Annotated in this window: 18 protein-coding genes and 2 pseudogenes; 13 read left to right on the top strand and 7 right to left on the bottom strand. The window is 70.8% G+C overall.

What is annotated here, in order from left to right; translation table 11 throughout:
- Nucleotides 1–51: 51 nt before the first annotated feature.
- On the bottom strand, nucleotides 52–1,245 hold the full coding sequence (locus BKA14_RS41820; RefSeq protein ID WP_184956246.1) for a glycosyltransferase: 1,194 nt from the start codon (nucleotides 1,243–1,245) through the stop codon (nucleotides 52–54).
- 118 nt (nucleotides 1,246–1,363) lie between these two features.
- Here BKA14_RS41820 and BKA14_RS41815 point away from each other — a divergent pair, with 118 nt between their 5' ends.
- Nucleotides 1,364–1,816, top strand: a complete 453-nt coding sequence (locus BKA14_RS41815) for an SRPBCC family protein (protein WP_308441175.1) — start codon at nucleotides 1,364–1,366, stop codon at nucleotides 1,814–1,816.
- A 25-nt stretch (nucleotides 1,817–1,841) separates the two neighbouring features.
- On the opposite strand, the gene BKA14_RS41810 is transcribed toward BKA14_RS41815, so the two are convergent.
- The gene (locus BKA14_RS41810) at nucleotides 1,842–3,458 is read right to left on the bottom strand and encodes a phytoene desaturase family protein (RefSeq protein ID WP_184956244.1); all 1,617 of its coding nucleotides are present in this window, start codon (nucleotides 3,456–3,458) and stop codon (nucleotides 1,842–1,844) included.
- Nucleotides 3,459–3,527: 69 nt separating this feature from the next.
- On the opposite strand from BKA14_RS41810, the gene BKA14_RS41805 reads away from it, so the two are divergent.
- Both BKA14_RS41805 and BKA14_RS41800 read left to right on the top strand, forming a co-directional pair.
- Nucleotides 3,528–4,529, top strand: a complete 1,002-nt coding sequence (locus BKA14_RS41805) for a YihY/virulence factor BrkB family protein (RefSeq protein WP_184956243.1) — start codon at nucleotides 3,528–3,530, stop codon at nucleotides 4,527–4,529.
- A 3-nt stretch (nucleotides 4,530–4,532) separates the two neighbouring features.
- On the top strand, nucleotides 4,533–4,997 hold the full coding sequence (locus BKA14_RS41800) for an SRPBCC family protein (protein ID WP_184956242.1): 465 nt from the start codon (nucleotides 4,533–4,535) through the stop codon (nucleotides 4,995–4,997).
- Between the two features lie 20 nt (nucleotides 4,998–5,017).
- On the opposite strand, the gene BKA14_RS41795 is transcribed toward BKA14_RS41800, so the two are convergent.
- Entirely contained in the window at nucleotides 5,018–5,677 is a 660-nt protein-coding gene (locus BKA14_RS41795) for a toast rack family protein (RefSeq protein ID WP_239092629.1), read from the bottom strand.
- A 121-nt stretch (nucleotides 5,678–5,798) separates the two neighbouring features.
- On the opposite strand from BKA14_RS41795, the gene BKA14_RS41790 reads away from it, so the two are divergent.
- Nucleotides 5,799–6,005 carry a hypothetical protein gene (locus BKA14_RS41790; protein ID WP_184956241.1) on the top strand — a complete coding sequence of 69 codons (207 nt, stop codon included), beginning with the start codon at nucleotides 5,799–5,801 and terminating at the stop codon, nucleotides 6,003–6,005.
- 9 nt (nucleotides 6,006–6,014) lie between these two features.
- Here the strand turns inward: BKA14_RS41790 and BKA14_RS41785 are convergent, their stop codons facing one another.
- Nucleotides 6,015–6,458: a hypothetical protein gene (locus BKA14_RS41785; protein WP_184956240.1), complete on the bottom strand. Its 444-nt coding sequence runs from the start codon at nucleotides 6,456–6,458 to the stop codon at nucleotides 6,015–6,017.
- A 32-nt stretch (nucleotides 6,459–6,490) separates the two neighbouring features.
- On the opposite strand from BKA14_RS41785, the gene BKA14_RS41780 reads away from it, so the two are divergent.
- A complete protein-coding gene (locus tag BKA14_RS41780) occupies nucleotides 6,491–6,841 on the top strand; it encodes a DUF6401 family natural product biosynthesis protein (protein ID WP_184956239.1) in 351 nt (116 codons plus the stop codon).
- 552 nt (nucleotides 6,842–7,393) lie between these two features.
- Here the strand turns inward: BKA14_RS41780 and BKA14_RS41775 are convergent.
- Nucleotides 7,394–8,365 carry a mechanosensitive ion channel family protein gene (locus BKA14_RS41775; protein WP_184956238.1) on the bottom strand — a complete coding sequence of 324 codons (972 nt, stop codon included), beginning with the start codon at nucleotides 8,363–8,365 and terminating at the stop codon, nucleotides 7,394–7,396.
- A 709-nt stretch (nucleotides 8,366–9,074) separates the two neighbouring features.
- On the bottom strand, nucleotides 9,075–9,452 hold the full coding sequence (locus BKA14_RS41770) for a hypothetical protein (protein WP_184956237.1): 378 nt from the start codon (nucleotides 9,450–9,452) through the stop codon (nucleotides 9,075–9,077).
- A gap of 168 nt (nucleotides 9,453–9,620) precedes the next feature.
- Here BKA14_RS41770 and BKA14_RS41765 point away from each other — a divergent pair, with 168 nt between their 5' ends.
- The 6 genes and pseudogenes from BKA14_RS41765 to BKA14_RS45770 all read left to right on the top strand — a co-directional run.
- The gene (locus BKA14_RS41765) at nucleotides 9,621–11,765 is read left to right on the top strand and encodes a SpoIIE family protein phosphatase (RefSeq protein WP_184956236.1); all 2,145 of its coding nucleotides are present in this window, start codon (nucleotides 9,621–9,623) and stop codon (nucleotides 11,763–11,765) included.
- Between the two features lie 205 nt (nucleotides 11,766–11,970).
- Nucleotides 11,971–12,741, top strand: coding sequence for a VOC family protein (locus BKA14_RS41760; protein ID WP_184956235.1), 771 nt, complete (start codon nucleotides 11,971–11,973; stop codon nucleotides 12,739–12,741).
- A 32-nt stretch (nucleotides 12,742–12,773) separates the two neighbouring features.
- Nucleotides 12,774–12,965: a DUF3072 domain-containing protein gene (locus BKA14_RS41755; RefSeq protein WP_184956234.1), complete on the top strand. Its 192-nt coding sequence runs from the start codon at nucleotides 12,774–12,776 to the stop codon at nucleotides 12,963–12,965.
- 89 nt (nucleotides 12,966–13,054) lie between these two features.
- A complete protein-coding gene (locus tag BKA14_RS41750; protein WP_184956233.1) occupies nucleotides 13,055–13,291 on the top strand; it encodes a helix-turn-helix domain-containing protein in 237 nt (78 codons plus the stop codon).
- A gap of 1 nt (nucleotide 13,292) precedes the next feature.
- Nucleotides 13,293–13,433 (top strand): annotated as a pseudogene (locus BKA14_RS45775) (Clp protease N-terminal domain-containing protein); the annotation flags it as partial.
- 234 nt (nucleotides 13,434–13,667) lie between these two features.
- A pseudogene (locus BKA14_RS45770) lies at nucleotides 13,668–13,895 on the top strand (Clp protease N-terminal domain-containing protein); the annotation flags it as partial.
- Here the strand turns inward: BKA14_RS45770 and BKA14_RS41740 are convergent.
- Nucleotides 13,892–14,284 (bottom strand): hypothetical protein, encoded by a 393-nt coding sequence (locus BKA14_RS41740; protein WP_184956231.1) that lies wholly within the window; start codon nucleotides 14,282–14,284, stop codon nucleotides 13,892–13,894. The pseudogene BKA14_RS45770 and the gene BKA14_RS41740 overlap by 4 nt on opposite strands.
- Nucleotides 14,285–14,399: 115 nt before the next feature.
- Here BKA14_RS41740 and BKA14_RS41735 point away from each other — a divergent pair, with 115 nt between their 5' ends.
- Together BKA14_RS41735 and BKA14_RS41730 are read left to right on the top strand one after the other, a co-directional pair.
- Nucleotides 14,400–14,840, top strand: a complete 441-nt coding sequence (locus BKA14_RS41735; RefSeq protein ID WP_184956230.1) for a MarR family winged helix-turn-helix transcriptional regulator — start codon at nucleotides 14,400–14,402, stop codon at nucleotides 14,838–14,840.
- Between the two features lie 68 nt (nucleotides 14,841–14,908).
- Complete coding sequence (locus BKA14_RS41730; protein ID WP_184956229.1) at nucleotides 14,909–15,880, top strand: pirin family protein; 972 nt, start codon at nucleotides 14,909–14,911, stop codon at nucleotides 15,878–15,880.
- Nucleotides 15,881–15,891 lie beyond the last annotated feature (11 nt).

The raw sequence follows: 15,891 nt of genomic DNA, 5'->3' as shown, positions 1-15,891 counted from the left end.
GAAATCGAACAGCTCGCTCGACCGGACATCCACCAACCGGTGGATGGGGGCTTACGACGCCACTGCCTCTTCGGCGCTCACACCGGCCCGCCGGCCCGTCACGGCCGAGTAGACCGAGCCCACCTGAGCCGCGACCCGCTTCCAGCTGTACGCCTGCCGGGCCCGGTCGAGGGCCGCCGTGGCGTACGCGAAACGCCGGACCTTGTCGTTGACCAGCCGTCGCAGCGCGCCGCCGAGCGCCCGGGGGTCACGGGCCGGCACCAGGTCGCCCGTCAGCCCGTCGACCACTGTCTCGGTCAGGCCGCCGACCGCCGTGCCGATCACCGGGACGCCGCAGGCCATCGCCTCCAGCGCGGCCGGCTCGAACTGCTCCTGCCAGGGCGCGGCCACCAGCAGGTCGGCCGAGCGATACCAGGCCGGCATGTCCTTGGCCGGGACCGCCCCGACCAGCCGGAACCGGTCGGCCACCTGCAGCCGCTCGGCCAGCGCGCGCAGCTTGCGGGCGCCCGGGTCGGCGGTCAGCTGGTCGGCCGCGGGACCCCCGACGACGACCACCTCGGCCGTCGGCACGTACCGCATGGCCTGCAGGACGTCGCCGAAGCCCTTGCGCTCGACCAGCCGGCCCACGGAGAGGATGCGCGGACGCTCGGGGTCGCGCTCGACCGACGGGCCCTCCGGGCTGAACCGGATGCTGTCGACCCCGGCGGGCACCACGGTCAGCTGGGCCCGCGGCACCCCGAGCCGGACCAGGCCCTGCACCTCGTCCTGCGTCTGCGCGACCACCCGGTCGACCGCCCGGCCCAGAGCGCGCTCGTAACCCGTACGGGAAGGCTTGCTCGCACCGGCCTCGATTTCGCCGAGCTCGTGGAACGACTGCACGACGGGGATGCCGATCTGGCGGGCGGCCGTCACCGCGGCGAGCCCGCTCGTCCAGAAGTGGGCGTGCGCGACCTCGGGAACCCACTCCCCCGTACGCCAGTGCTGCTCGAGCCACTTGGCGAACTCGCCCATGTGCGGCAGCATCAGGTCAGGCGGGAGGAACTGGGGCGGACCGGCCGGAACGTGCACGACTCGGATGCCGTTCGGCGTGGTGACCACTTCGGCCACCGTGGGGTTGTCGCGCCGGGTGTACACGCAGACGTCGTTGCCGAGCTCGGCCAGCGCCGCGGAGAGTCCGGCGACGTGGTCGTGCTGCCCGCCGTCGCCCAGGGGGCTGGCGTGCTCGGAAATCATGGCAATGCGCACGTGGTCCCCTCCAGCTGGCATGCGTTTCGCGGTGGCAAGTGCCCGACCGCCGAATCCGTAAACCTTCGCCTATCCGTTACGCCGACTCTTCGCAGGGTATGTCCTGGTCGTGGCTACCGTGCAGCGTACCGTTCAGGCTCCTCCGGAGACCGTCTTCGCCGTGCTCTCGGACGGGTGGACCTACAGCGACTGGGTGGTCGGAACCGTCCACATCCGGGACGTCGATCCGCACTGGCCCGCAGTCGGCTCCGAGTTGCACCACAAGGCCGGCCCATGGCCGCTCTCGCTGCACGACTCCTCGACCGTACTGGCGATGGAGCCCGGCCGCCACCTGCGCCTGCGCGCGGGTCTGTGGCCGCTGGGCGAGGCCGTGGTCGACCTCCGCCTCGAGCCCGCCGGCGTCGGCGCCACCCGCGTGACGATCCACGAGCAGTTCGAGCGCGGCCCGCTCCTGGCCGCCCGCAACAAGATCAACGACCTCCTGCTGCACCGGCGCAACGTCGAGGCGCTGCGCCGGCTGGCCGACATCGCCGAGAACTCCGACCGCTACTACGCCGAGCGCACGCGCTGAGGCGTGGGCCCAGCACCGCCGCTGTTCAGCGTCGGTCCAGGGGCCCGGCCTCCTGGCCGTAGACCGCCCGGTGGCCCGCGTTGATCACGGCCCGGTAGGCGTCGCCGAGCAGGGTGCGGTCACGGGTCAGGGCGGCACGGGCCGCGTTGGCGCCGGGAGCGCCGTGCACGCCGCCGCCGGGGTGGGCCGACGAGCTGGCGAGGTAGAGGCGGTCGACCGGGGTGTCGGGGCGGCCCAGCCCGGGGATCGGGCGCAGGAACAACTGCTGGAAGGCGGCCGCCGTGCCGCCACCGAGGGCGCCCCCGACCAGGGACGGGTTCTCCCGCTCCATGTCGGCCGGGGAGAAGACGTTGCGTCCGACGACCTCCTGCCGGAAGCCGGGCGCCTGCTCCTCGATCACCGACTCCATCCGCTCGACGTGGGCCGCGATGTCGTCGGGGTTCCAGTGCTTGCGGTGCGGCAGGTGGGTGTACGCCCACAGCGACTCCGTGCCCTCCGGTGAGTGCAGCGGGTCGGCCGTGGTCATCTGGCCCAGCAGCAGGAACGGGTGGGGCGGGATCTCGTCGGTCGCCAGGTACGACGAATAGCGGGTCAGGCCGTTGAGGTCGGCGCCCAGGTGCACCGTGCCCGCGCCGGCGGCGGCCGGGTTCTTCCACGGCACCTTCGTGCGGACGGCCCAGTCGACCTTGACCGTCGCGCCGTCCCAGCGGAAGTGGGCCAGATCCTCCACCAGCCGCGGCGGCAGCCAGCGCTCCCCGACCAGGTCGAGATACATCGCCGGGGCGGGGACGTCGGCCACCACGGCGCGATACGCCCGGAAGGTCTCGCCGCCGGCCGAGCGGACACCCATGGCCTTGCCCCGGGCGATCAGGACCTGCGACACCGGCGTCTCGTAGACGATCCGCCCGCCCCGCTGCTCCAGCCGGGAGACCAGCGCGTCGGTGATCTTCTGGGCCCCGCCCTCCGGCACCGGCCAGCCGTACTGCTGGCCCAGCATGGCCAGCAGCCACCCGTACACCCCGCCCCCGGCCTCCTCGGGCGACAGGTCGGTGTGCAGGGCGCACCCGGCCATGAGCATCGTCGCGCCCTCGCCGCGGAACATCTCGGTGCCCATCTCACGCACCGACAGCAACAGGCGGCGAGCCAGCCGCAGCGAACCGGGCGCGCCCAGCCGCCGGGCCACCCCGAGCCCGTGCCGCACCGGCGGGAACGGCCGCAGGATGGTGTCCAGCATCGTCTGGGAGACCGAACGCCATTCCCCGTACGTCGTGCGCCAGCGCTCACCGTCGCCGTCGGCGAACCGGTCGATCGACTCCATGGTGCGCGAGATGTCGCGGCTCAGTGTGGCCGCCCGCCCGTCCGGCATGAGGTGGGTCAGCACGTCGGGCGCGTGGGTCCAGCGCAGGCCGTGCTCGCCCAGATCCAGGCCCTTGAGCACCGGCGAGGCATACCCGAGCGGATAGAAGGAGCTGAAAAGATCACTGAGGTAGCCGGGTGCGGTCACGTAGCCCGACCGCACCGCCCCGCCCGGATGCGGGGTCGCCTCGAGCACGAGGACCGACCATCCGGCGTCGGCGAGAAGGTTGGCCGCGACCAGGCCGTTGTGCCCGGCGCCGATCACGATCGCGTCCGCGCTCTCCATGGGAGCCCCCTGTGTTTGTCGCCGAGCGTGCTCGGGTAGCTGCGCTGTGAAGAACCTCAAGGAGCCGGCATGACCGAGCCCACCGTCGACCGCGATTCCGAGGCCGGCGCCGACGACGTTACGCCGCGGCCCGTGCCCCGCCGTCTGCGTCAGCTGCGCTGGCGCTACTGGCGGTCCGTGCTGTGGCGCAGCGTCGTCGGCTACATCGAGGACGACTGTTCTGACTTCGCCGCCGCGATGACATATCAAACCTTCACGGCGCTGATTCCTTCGCTCGTCGTCATCGTCGCCCTGATCAACCTGGTCACCGACGGCTCCACGGTGCTGACGGCCGCCGTCGGCATCCTGAACGACCTGGGCGTCGGCTCGGTCGTCGACAATCAGGACCTGCTCACCGTCGTGCAGGCGCTGCTGGTCCAGCAGGACTCGGCCAAGGTGCTCTTCGGCTTCGGCCTGCTGCTGGCGCTGTGGTCGTCGTCGGGCTACGTGTCCACCTTCTCGCGGGCGTCGAACCGGATCTACGGCGTACGGGAAGGTCGTAGCTGGTGGAAGTTGCAGATCCTGGAAATCCTGCTGGCCGCCGTCGCACTCGTGCTGATGGCCGCGATCGGGGCCGGCCTGATCATCAGCGGCCCGCTGGTCGACGCCGTCGGGGACGCGCTGGGCGCCGGCGAGACGGCCCGGCAGTTCTGGCACGCGGGCCGCTGGCCGGCGCTGGTGGCCGCGGCCACGCTCGTCCTGTCGCTGCTGTTCTGGATCGCCCCCAACGTCAAGCAGCCCCGGTTCCGCTGGCTGACCGTGGGCGGCGCGGTGGCGCTGTTCCTGTGGGCGATCGCGTCGTTCGGCTTCGGCCTGTACGTGGCCAACTTCGGCTCCTACAACCGCACGTACGGCAGCCTCGGCGCGATCATGGCGTTCCTGGTCTGGATCTACCTGTCGAACATCGCGGTGCTGCTCGGGGTGCAGGTCAACGCCGAGGTGCAGCGGGCCCGGCTGCGGCAGGCCGGCGACACCAATCCGAGGACTCCACTGGCCCCTCGTTTAGCCCCCACGGACCCGGGCACCAATTAGTGCATGAGCACTGTGACTGAGTCCGTAGACGTTGACGTTCCCATCCGCGCCGCCTACAACCAGTGGACCCAGTTCGAGGAGTTCCCGCGCTTCATGGAGGGCGTACAGGAAATCCGGCAGCTGGACCCCACGCACACGCACTGGAAGACCGAGATCGCGGGCGTCAAGCGCGAGTTCGACGCCGAGATCACCGAGCAGCTTCCCGACGAGCGGGTGGCCTGGAAGTCGACCGAAGGCGAGAAGCAGGCCGGCGTGGTCACTTTCCACCGGCTGGACGACACCCACACCCGGGTGACCGTGCAGATGGATTTCGACCCGCAGGGCTTCGTGGAGAACGCCGGCGACAAGCTCGGCATCGTCGACCGCCGGGTCAAGGGTGACCTGAAGCGGTTCAAGGAATTCATCGAGGGTCGCGGTGGCATCGAGAGCGGCGCCTGGCGCGGCGAGGTCGACCGTCCCGGCGCGTAGACAGGACCGTCGCTGCGGCGTCACTTCCGCCGCAGCGACAAGATCCCGACCGTCGATCTCGTACGCAGCGAGTAGCGGTCCCGCGCCGTAGGCCAGACGGCCGGCGCGAAGGTGGTGGCCGGCGGGATCTCCTCGTCGGCCGTCCACGGGGTCAGAGCCGAACGCGCGCCCCGGACCAGATGCAACCGCAGCGGCACCCCGCGCGGAGCGGTGACAGCCAGGGTTCCCACCCCACCGGTGACGACCAACGGCACCGTCCCGTACGGCTGGGGAAGGCGCACCTCGATGAGCCCGGACGCACCCACGCTGAGCCGGGACACGCGCCCCCGGCTCAGGTCGAGCCGTTGCTCGCCGGCCCCCGCGGGCAGGCGCAGATCCCACACCACACCGCGATTGAGCACGATGGTCAACTCGTCCGGCCCGTGCCCACCGGACGGCTGCAGCGACACCCGCACCTGACCGGCCCGACGGGTCACCCGCGGGGTCAGACCGGCCCCGGCCGGAGTGGTGATCCGGTACAGCACACCCGGCAAGTTCGCGAACACCACCCGTACGCGGGAAGCGGCTTCGGAGACGACCAGAACAGCGCCCGTACGCCCCAGCAGCGGCCCCGCCACGACATTTTCGGTGATCTCGGGCGGGCGCGCGACCCGAGCCTCACAGCCCGCTATCGCCAACACGCTGACCAGCAGAAACGCGATTGTTGAGCGATGGTGACGCAACGCTGGAGGCACTATCGGACAACGGAGAATCGTACGAACGGGTGACGGCGATCCGCCCGATGCGAGCCAGACTGTCCGAATGCGTTCTGCCGGTTTCCTCTCCGAGAATCAGCGCCGCCTCGCCTGGGTCGGCTTCCTGCTGGCCGCCTTCCAGGCCCCCCTGGCGGCGAACCTGATCGACGATGCTTCCTGGCTGTTTGCCGTGGTCGTGGCGCTTGTCGTCGCCACCGTGATCCTCGCCGACGACGCGCAGCGCCGCCGACCCGCGCAGGTCGAGGCGGAGTAACTACCCGCTTTACTCGGCCTCATGCCCCGGCTTGCCGTGGGTGCGTCGCCGCTCCTTCAGCGCCGCCTCGTGCAGGTGACGCTTCCCGTCGGCCAGCTCGTCACGCGCCGCGCGCTCGACAGTGCGGAACTCGCTCCAGTAACCGTCGTCGTACTCCTCGACGAGCTGGAACGTCCAGTGCCCGGGCGTGACGTTGCGGCCGATCAGATCCTGCTGGATCCGGTCAGCGATCTTGTCGTGGCCGGCCTCGCGGAACAATGCCACCGCCTCGTCCAGCTCGAAATCGGCCTTGCCGGTGAGCTGATGGAACGAGTAAAGGTGCCCGCGAGCACGATCAGTCGTCTCGAGCGCCGAGCTCAGCTTCCCGAGCGCCGCAACCGTGGTGTCGTCCATGCCGCCATGATTTCCCCACCGGCCCAGCTTCAACCGAGCTGCACCGAACAGGCGAACCATTGGCTACCCGAAGCTCCTTAACGTTTCTCCACATGAATGGTTTGTTCTCCGGCGCTGCCGCCCGTGCTGCCCTCCGCTCCGCCCACGCCAGCCTCAACGAGCTGCACCAGACCGTCGGTGGCGGCCTGGAGGTGGCCGACACCAACCCCGGCCTGATGGCCGTCGTCGACCAGCACTGCGCGGGCATCCGCGACAGCCTGTCGGCCGACATCCGCCCGCTGACCGCGGTGCTGCTCGCCGCCTACGCCGAGGGTGTGCGCGACGCCGCCTTCACCCACGGCTGGCGCCCGCCGGCCGCCGACATCGACTGGACCGCCGGCGACTGGGTGCTGCGCCGCCTGCTGGCGGTGTGCGTCCTCGCCCGCACCCTGCCCCAGCCCTGACCGCTCCGACCGAGGCGCCGTAACAGGACCGACCTTTCATCGAGGGCCGGTGCCGGGATCATCTCCCGGCACCGGCCCTCCTCTGTTCCCGCTTTCCCGCTCTCCGCTGGTCCCGCTTTCCCGCTCTCCGCTGGTCCCGCTTTTCCGCTGGTCCCGCTTTTCCGCTGGTCCCGCTGGTCCCGCTGGTCCCGCCGATCCCTCAAGATCGCCGCCGCTTCAAGATCGCTGGTACAGCCACCGCCTCCCCCGCCCACCCAAGGGAAATGCCGCAGACGTTAGCGCTTGTCAAGCTCGGAAATCGGATCGTCCACAGGCCCTCGTGTGCCAACCTGCGGGCCCCTACCGCCCGGGCGCGTGTCGTCCTGCTCCGGGCATGCTCAGCTGCTCCCGGGCGCGCCCTCCGCTACTTTGCGGCGCGCCTTCCTCTACTTCCGGGCGCACGTCGCCTGCCTCCAGGCGCGTCCTTGGCTACATTCCGCGCGCGTCACCTGCCTCCAGGCGCGCCCTGGGCTACATTCCGCGCGCGTCACCTGCCTCCAGGCGCGCCCTGGGCTACTTTCCGGGCGCGTCCTCGTCGTCGCGGGGCAGTGGGCGGGTCGTCGTGGTGTCGGCGGGCGGGATCACCTGGGTGCTTTCGGTGTCTTCCGTACCGCTGCCGATCACGATCGTGTCGTTGGGGCCCGGGTTGATGATCATGCTGTCTCCGGCCGCCGCCGTGATGACTGTCGCCTGGGTCTCCTGCTTCTCCCCCTGACGCGGAATCACCTGCGTCTCGTCGGGCTCAAAAGACTCGTCGCGTTCTCCCGAAGGCTCGGCCCTGACACCCGCCGCGGCGGGCGCGTTGGTTCGGGCGTGTTCGCGGATCACCGCCGACTCGGTCGCGGCGCGGTCCAGCCAGGTGTCCCAGCGCTGCTGCATCGGGCGGATCAGGCCGCCACCGACGCCGACGATCACCACCCCGGCCAGCGTGGCCAGCACCGCGATCAGCACCGGCTGGGTGATCGTGGTGGCGATCCGCACCTGGTCGAGCGCCGCGATCACCCCCAGCGCCACGATCACGACCGAGGCGGCTCGGGCGAGCAGACGCCCGTACGGGAGGGAGCCCAACGCACCCCCGATCAGGTCCTCCGCCGCTCGCGCGACGGTGGCGGCCACGACGATCAGCACAATCGCCACGAGGAGCCGCGGCAGCCAGGCGATCACGTCGGTCAGCAGGTCACTGACCGGGTTGGGCCCCCACAGACCGAACGCCACCTGCAGCGCGAACAGCAGAACGCCGTAGAACAGCAGCTTGCCTGTGAGCTCGCTTGCGCTGACCCGGGTGAACAGCGGGGCGGCGGCGCCACGCTCCACGACGCGGTCGAGGCCGGCCCGATGCAGCGCGCGGGTCGCCGCGGTGCGCAGCAACCGGGCGATCAGATAGCCGACCAGCAGAATCGCGGCAAAGGCGAGTGCGGTCGGGAGGAACAACAGCACCGACCGCCACATGTCGCTGAGCCCGCGGCCCAGCCCGTCCCCGGTCATCGAACGCTCCCTGCGTCAGGTCGTCCGGCGGGCTGCCGGCCCGTTTCGACCACAGGAGCAACGACGCAGAGCGACTTTCGACCACATTTGTCACACCAGCGGGCCGGAGGACCGGACCCGGGGCGGGCGCGGCAGCCGGCCGGGCGGGCGAGCGCGGCAGCGGGCGGGCCGGCGGGCGCGGCAGCGGGCGGGCCGGCGGGCGCGGCAGCGGGCGGGCCGGCGGGCGCGGCAGCGGGCGGGCCGGCGGGCGCGACAGCCGGGTGCGAGCGTGCGCGCAACTAGGGGGCGGGCGCGGCAGCGGGCCAGGCGGTCACGGCAGCCCAGAGCGGGCGGGCGCGCGACTTGGGGCGCGGGGGTGAGAGCGAGGACGCAGCAACGGGCCGGGCGGGCACGGCAGTCCAGGGCGTGCGCGCAACTGGGGGCGAGAGCGCGGCAGCGGGCCGGGCGGGCACGGCAGCCAGGGCGGGCGCGCGACTGGGGCGAGGCGAGAGCGAGGACGCGGCAGCGGGCCGGATGGACACGGCAGCCCAGGGCGGGCGTCCGCGCGACTGAAGCGCGAGGGCGCGGCAGCGGGGCCGGGTGGACGGGGCGACCCAGGGCGGGCGATTGGAGGGTGAGGCGCGGCAGCCGAGCGGGCGCGGCAGAGGCGAGGCGAGGACGCTTCGGATGGAGGTGGGGCGGAAAGCGAGCGTGGCCGAGGCCGGAAAGGTCAGCGCGCCGCCGGGCTTCGGTGAGCCGGCTCGGCCGCCGCATCCGGGATTCCCGTACGGCCGACCGGCGCCTCGGGTGGCAGTGAAGCCTCGGCCGTGACACCGGGCACAGCGGGCGACAGCACCGGCGCCGGACGCAGGGCCGCGTAGCTGACCCCGCCCGCCAGGAACACCACGACCGCACCCCCGAGGACGGCGCCGAGGGGCCACCGGCCACCCGCGATCATCACTCTCCGTGAGCGACGCTGGGCCGGAGTGGTGGGTCGCGGCAGCGCCGACAAGTCGATCAGCGGTTCGCCCTCTGCGGGAACTCGCTGGCCCGGGATCATCGAGGACCGAGCGACATCGGGAGCGGCGGCACGGCGTTGATCGGTCACGATGAACACGTTAAGTGATAGCGCGGGCAAAAGACCAGGCGAGGGGGCTACTCAGGGTCAGGTTTCGCACAGAACACCCGAGTGGGATCAGGGGGTCGTACCGTCAAGAATCGGACGGTTGGCCGGTGCGGCATCGTCCGAATGGCGGAGTCGGGATACTCTTTTCGCATGGCCGGGACGGGTGGCGGGGTGAGCCCCTCAGTGATGCCGGCCCTGCCGACACAAAACCCGTCGCCCGGGCGACCGAGTTGTGCCGATCTCGTGCACGGGCGCGACTGGGGCGCCACCGAGCTCGGCCCGCGCGACCACTGGGATCCGGCTGTCGCCGCCACTGTCGAGCTGGTGCTGTCCTCCCCCATGCCGATGGCGTACAGCCACGGCCACGGCTTCCTGCTGATCTACAACGACGCGTACGCGGATCTGATCGGCGCCCTGCACCCGGCCGCCCTGGGCCGGCCCGCCGCCGAGGTGCTGGGTGATCTGTGGCGCGGCTTCGGCAGCGTCGTCGAGGAGGTCTACCGCAACGGCCGCCCGAAACTCGAGGCCGAGACGCCGCTGACGGTCACCCGCGGTCCACAGGGCCGCCCCGAGCAGGCCTTCTTCACTCGTGGCCACTCAGTCGTGCGTGATCTGCGCGGCAAGGTCACCGGCGTGTTGACCGTCGCCGCCGAGACCACGCAGGTGACCCGGCGCCTGCAGAATCTGGGCGAGCTGACTGCCAAGCTGGCCGGCGCGCTCACCATCGACGACGTGGCCCGGGTCGTGCTGGGTTATGCCATGACTTCGTTCGACCTCGATCACTGCACGTTCGCGGTCGACGACGGCGGCGCGTTCCGCTATGTCCGGCGGATCCGGGGCGAGATGCTCGACGAGGCCGACGAGCGGCTCCCGCCGGTGTGGAAGAGGGTGCCCAACGACCCGCGGGCGCCGATAGTGGCCGCGGCCCAGTCGGGGCAGGCCACGTTCGTGCCGGACGGGGAGCCTCTGCTGGCCGTGGCGTCCGACCGGCACGAGCGGCGGATCCGGGCCTTGGCCGCGCTGCCGCTGCGCACGCCGCTGCTGAGCGGGGCGCTGACGATCGGCTACCGGGAGGCGCACACCTGGCTCCCGGCCGAGCGGGCCCTGCTCAACGCGGCGGCCCAGCTGGTCGCGCAGGCCGCCGAGCGGGCCCGCCGGTTCGAGGCCCAGCACGGCACGGCTCAGCTTCTGCAGCGCAGCATGCTGCCGGAACACCTGCCCGAGCTTGAAACGTTCCGGATCGCCGCCCGCTACGACGTGGGGGTCGACGGCAACGCGGCCGGTGGCGACTTCTACGACGCGTTCCGTCTGCTCGACGGCCGGCTCGCCATGGTGCTGGGCGACGTGGCCGGTCACGACGTGCGCGCGGCGGCGGTGATGGGCCAGGTGCGGGCCGCGCTGCGGGCGATGGCGCTGACCGATCCGGCGCCGCCGAGCGTGCTGGCCGGGCTCGACCGGCTGGTGGGCTCGCTGGGCGCCGAGTCGCGCAACGAGGAGATCTTCGTGACGGTCGTCTACGGGGTGCTCGACCCGGCCGACGGCACGATCACGATGTCCAGCGCCGGGCATCCGCCGCCGGTGCTGCGCCGCGCGGGCCAGGGCGGCGGGCGGCCGACGGCCGAGCTGGTCAAGGTGCCGCCGGGCGCGCCGCTGGGCCTGGGTGGGCGCTGGCAGACCGGGCAGGTGCGGCTGGAGCCGGGCGATTCGATCCTGATGTTCAGCGACGGGGTGGTGGAGCGCCGCGGCAGCGCGCTCAACGACGGCTTGGACGCGCTGGTGGCGGCGACCGCGGCGGCGGCGAGCGGCGACCCGCGCAATCTGTGCTCGCTGGCCACGTCGGCCGTGGCTGGTTCGACCGACGACGACGTGGCCGTACTCGCGGTAGAGCATGCGATGGCGATGAGCCGGTCGGCGACGATGCTGGTGCCGGCCGAGCCGACGGGCCCGAGCCGCGTACGGCAGTGGATGACCACGCGGCTGCGCGAGTGGTCGGTGCCCGAGCCGGTCGTGGGGGCGGCGATCCTCTGCACGAGCGAGCTGACCACCAACGCGTTGCTGCACGCGGGCACGCCGGCGCAGGTCCACATCGACCTCAACGCCGAGCGGCTGCTGGTCTCGGTGGCCGACACCGGCACGCGCGGCAGCGTCATCCGGGCCCACGCCGACACGATGAGCAGCCGCGGCCGAGGGCTGGGGCTGATTGAGGAATTGAGCGATTCGTGGGGCACCGATCCGACGGTCCGGGGCACCACGGTGTGGTTCGAAATGCTCATTCCGCGGTCCTCGACCGATTGATCGGAGCAGATGCACGTGCATCCGTTTCTTGCAGAATCGGCAAGATTCCGGGGTGTTAACGCAGGTGTGACATAGGACTTACCGGCAGTTACTTTAGGTAGCGAAAAGATGCTCTAAATCGGACATTGAACCCCAGGGTAGTGACGGCGCGTATAGATTGCCGTAGAGTCGTAGCCATTCGGGGACGTCCACGTTGGAGCGGTATATGCGGATTAGAGGCTTTGCGCCGTCGACTCCTTGCTGGGTCGAGCTGACGACTTCCGATCCGGACGACGCGGCGGGTTTCTACGCCGGGCTCTTCGGTTGGCAGGTCGAGGGTGATCGATTCCTGCGGAACGGGCAGGCGGTAGCCGGCATCAGCCGCACCCGCCCCGACCGGCCCGAGGGCTGGCTGACCTATCTGGCCGCTCCCGACCTGGCGGCGACGGCCGAGCGCGTGACCCGGGCATACGGGCGGCAGCTGACCTGGCCCGAGGAGCGCCGGGGCGCGTGCAGCGCCATCATGGCCGATCCCTCGGGTGCGATGTTCGGGTTGTGGCAGGCCGCCGGGTTCGCCGGGGCCCAGGTGCGCGGCGAGCCGGGCACGATGGAGTGGGCCGATCTGCTCACCGACGACGTGAACGCGGCGACCTCGTTCTACGGATCGGTGTTCGGCTGGACGCTGAGCCACGAGTTCGGCAGCGGCGAGTGGCTGTCCGAGGCGCACGACTCGGTGGCGGGCCTGATCACCGGCCGCTACGACGTCCGCTGGCAGCCGTCGTTCCAGGTGGCCGACACGACCGAGACCATCGACCGCTGCGCCGGGCTGGGCGGCCGGGTCCTGACCGGGCCGGTCGAGATGGGCCTGGGCAGCTACGTCGAGATGATCGATCCGCTGGGCGCGCCGTTCGCGGTGACCGCGCCGGTGCATCGCCCGGTCGAGTTGAATGTCGCTTACAACGACATCATCGGCATGGAGTTGACGTACGGCGGGTAAGGGAACAGGCGTTCGAACAAAAGGAGCGCCTGATGACCGACACGAACCCCGTCAAGGATCCTTCGGACTGGACCACCGGCGATGAGCCGGCGACCGGCCCGCAGGAGTCCTACCTGCATACGCTGGCCAACGAAGCTCAGGAAGAGGTTCCTGACGGCCTGACCAAGGCCGAGGCGTCCGAGAAGATCGAAGAACTGCAGGAAAAGACCGGCCGCGGCCGGTAACGAGAAAGCCGGCCTTCACGGCCGGCTTTTTTGTGCCCGCTTCGTCAACCAGGGTTGACAGAATCAGCGAGTCAACCTAAGTTGACAGTATGACCGAAGCAACCGACCTCGCCGCGGCGGCGAGCAGCGCCGATCCCCGGGTCGGCCTGCGCGCGGTCGTGGCGTTGCGCCGCCTGCTCGAGGGCCTCGAGCACCTGCAGGTGGCGAACGCCCGCCGCAAAGGCTGGTCCTGGCAGGAGATCGCCGACGCACTCGAGGTGACCCGTCAGGGCGTACATAAAAAGCACGCGCGCTTGATGCCGGCGCCGGACCCACGGGAGGACTGAGATGTTCGAGCGATTCACCGCGGCCGCGCGTTCCGTTGTGGTCAACGCCCAGAGCGAGGCCCGTTCGCTGCACCACGAGCACATCGGCACCGAACACGTGCTGCTCACGCTGCTCGCCGACCCCGAAGGGCCGGTCGCCCGGTCGACCGGTCTCGACGCCGCGACCGTGCGGGCCGACATCCTGGCCCGGATCGGCGGGCACACACAGGACGGCCCGGTGCTCAGCGACGCCGACGCGGAGGACGCGGCCGCGCTCAAGGCCATCGGGATCGACCTGGCCGCCGTACGGGAAGCAATCGAGGCGAACTTCGGGGCCGGCGCGCTGACCCTGCCCCGCCCGGCGCCGAAGAAGAGGGGGCTGTTCGGCAAGTTCTCCGCCGGCCACGGACACATCCCCTTCACCAACCGCAACAAGAAGGTGCTCGAGTTGTCGCTGCGCGAGGCGATCCGGCTCAAGCAGAAGTTCATCGCGCCCGAGCACATCATGCTGGGGTTGCTGCGGGAGGGTAACGGGCTGGCCGCGCTGATCCTGGCCGAACGCGGCGTGGACTTCGACCGTTTACGGGCGGACATGGAGCGCTCGGTGAACGCCGCGGCCGCCTAAGGCTGGAAGTAGACGCGCAACTGGTGACCGTCGGCGGTGTGGTGCCAGCCGACGTCACCCAGGGTCGTGATGTCCGGCCGCTTCTCGAGCCAGGCGGCCGCCATCGCGAACGCGTCGGCCGGGGTCTCCCCGATGAACACGACCCGGCGCTCCCACTCCTCGAAGACGGCCGGCCGGGCGCGGGGCCCCGACACGACGGCGGTGGGACCGATCCGCCGGCCGTTGCGCACACCCCTGACGTACCAGTCGTTGAGTTCCTCGTCGTGGTCGACCGCCCAGCCGTCGATGCGCCCCAGATCGTTGACGATCGCATTGCGCGCACAGTCGAGCGCAGCGTCCAGCGCGGCGAACTCGATCACTTCGCCGTCGTACTCCACCCGGTACGCCATCCGCTGCCCCCACAGGCCCGGCCGAACCCAGGGCCCGATGATAGGCGATGTTGCGAAGAAGTTTCGTGAGCCGGGCCACTTGGTGTTTCAGATTTGAAAGAGTTACAGTTCTCCGGTGGCCGAACCCCTGAGCGACAGTCAGCAGCTCGCCTGGCGCACCTTCATCGAGAGCTCATGGGCGCTGCACACCCACCTCGAGGACGAGCTGCGCGCGCAGACCGGTCTCAGCATGAATGACTACCACGTTCTGGTGGTGCTGTCCGAGGCCCCCGCGCGCCGGCTGCGCATGGGTGAGCTGGCCGGCCGCCTGTGGTTCTCCCCCAGCCGCGTCACCTATCAGATCAGCTCGATGGTCAAGCGGGGCTTGGTGCGCAAGCAGCCGTGCCCCGAGGACGGCCGCGGCCAGGAGGCTGTGCTCACCGACGAGGGTATGGCGGCGCTCGAATCGGCCGCCCCGCTGCATCTCATCACCGTGCGCGACAGCTTCATCGACCGCCTCGAACCCGACGAGCTCGAAGTGATCACACGAGTGTTCGACAAGGTGCGGAAGAACTGACCCGGTCCGGGTGTTCTTTCAGTTTTGAAAGAGTTAGAGTTCAGGCACGACCACCCAGGAGGCATGCCATGCCCGCCATCACCGTCGACGACGTCCTCGTCCTGCCGCGACTGCCTCAGCTCGACCCCGCCGCCACGAGCTTCCGTCCCGTCCGCCGCCTGACCACCGCCCCCAGCGGATACGAGGGTGAGGGCTTCCCCGTACGGCGGGCGTTCGCCGGGGTGCCGCTCAACGAGCTCGACCCGTTCATCCACCTCGACCAGATGGGCGAGGTCGACTACGCGCCGGGCGAGCCGAAGGGCACCCCGTGGCACCCGCACCGCGGCTTCGAGACGGTGACCTACATGATCGACGGGATCATGGACCACCAGGACTCGCTGGGCAGCGGCGGCACGATCGCCAACGGCGACACCCAGTGGATGACCGCCGGCCAGGGCATTCTGCACATCGAGGCGCCGCCCGAGCACCTGGTGACCAGCGGTGGCCTGTTCCACGGCCTGCAGCTCTGGGTCAACCTGCCCCGCGCGGCCAAGATGATCACCCCGAAGTACCAGGACATCCGCGGTCGTGAGGCCGGCCTGCTGACCACCCCCGACGGCGGCAGCCTGATCCGGGTGATCGCGGGCGAGGTCGGCGGCCACGCCGGGCCCGGCTCCACCTTCACCCCGATCAACCTGGCCCACGTCACCCTGCAGCCCGGCGCGCGGCTCGACCTGCCCTGGCAGCCCGACTACAACGCGCTGGTCTACGTGCTGGCCGGCCGGGGCACGGTCGGCGCCGAGGCCCGCCCGATCCACATCGGCCAGCTGGCCGCGCACGGCCCGGGCGACGCCATCCGGGTCACCGCCGACGCCACGCAGGACTCGAACATCCCGGCCATGGAACTGTTCATCATGGGCGGCCGCCCGATCCGCGAGCCGGTGGCCCACTACGGCCCGTTCGTCATGAACACCCAGGCCGAACTCAAGCAGGCCTTCGAGGACTTCCAGAAGGGCCGCCTGGGCGTCATCCCGGCCGAGCGGATGCCGCACACCGACTGACGTCGCGGACG

Source organism: Paractinoplanes abujensis (assembly GCF_014204895.1).
Classification (GTDB): domain Bacteria; phylum Actinomycetota; class Actinomycetes; order Mycobacteriales; family Micromonosporaceae; genus Actinoplanes; species Actinoplanes abujensis.
Note: the sequence above shows the minus strand (reverse complement) of the source record. Positions and strands in the feature narration are given on the sequence as shown.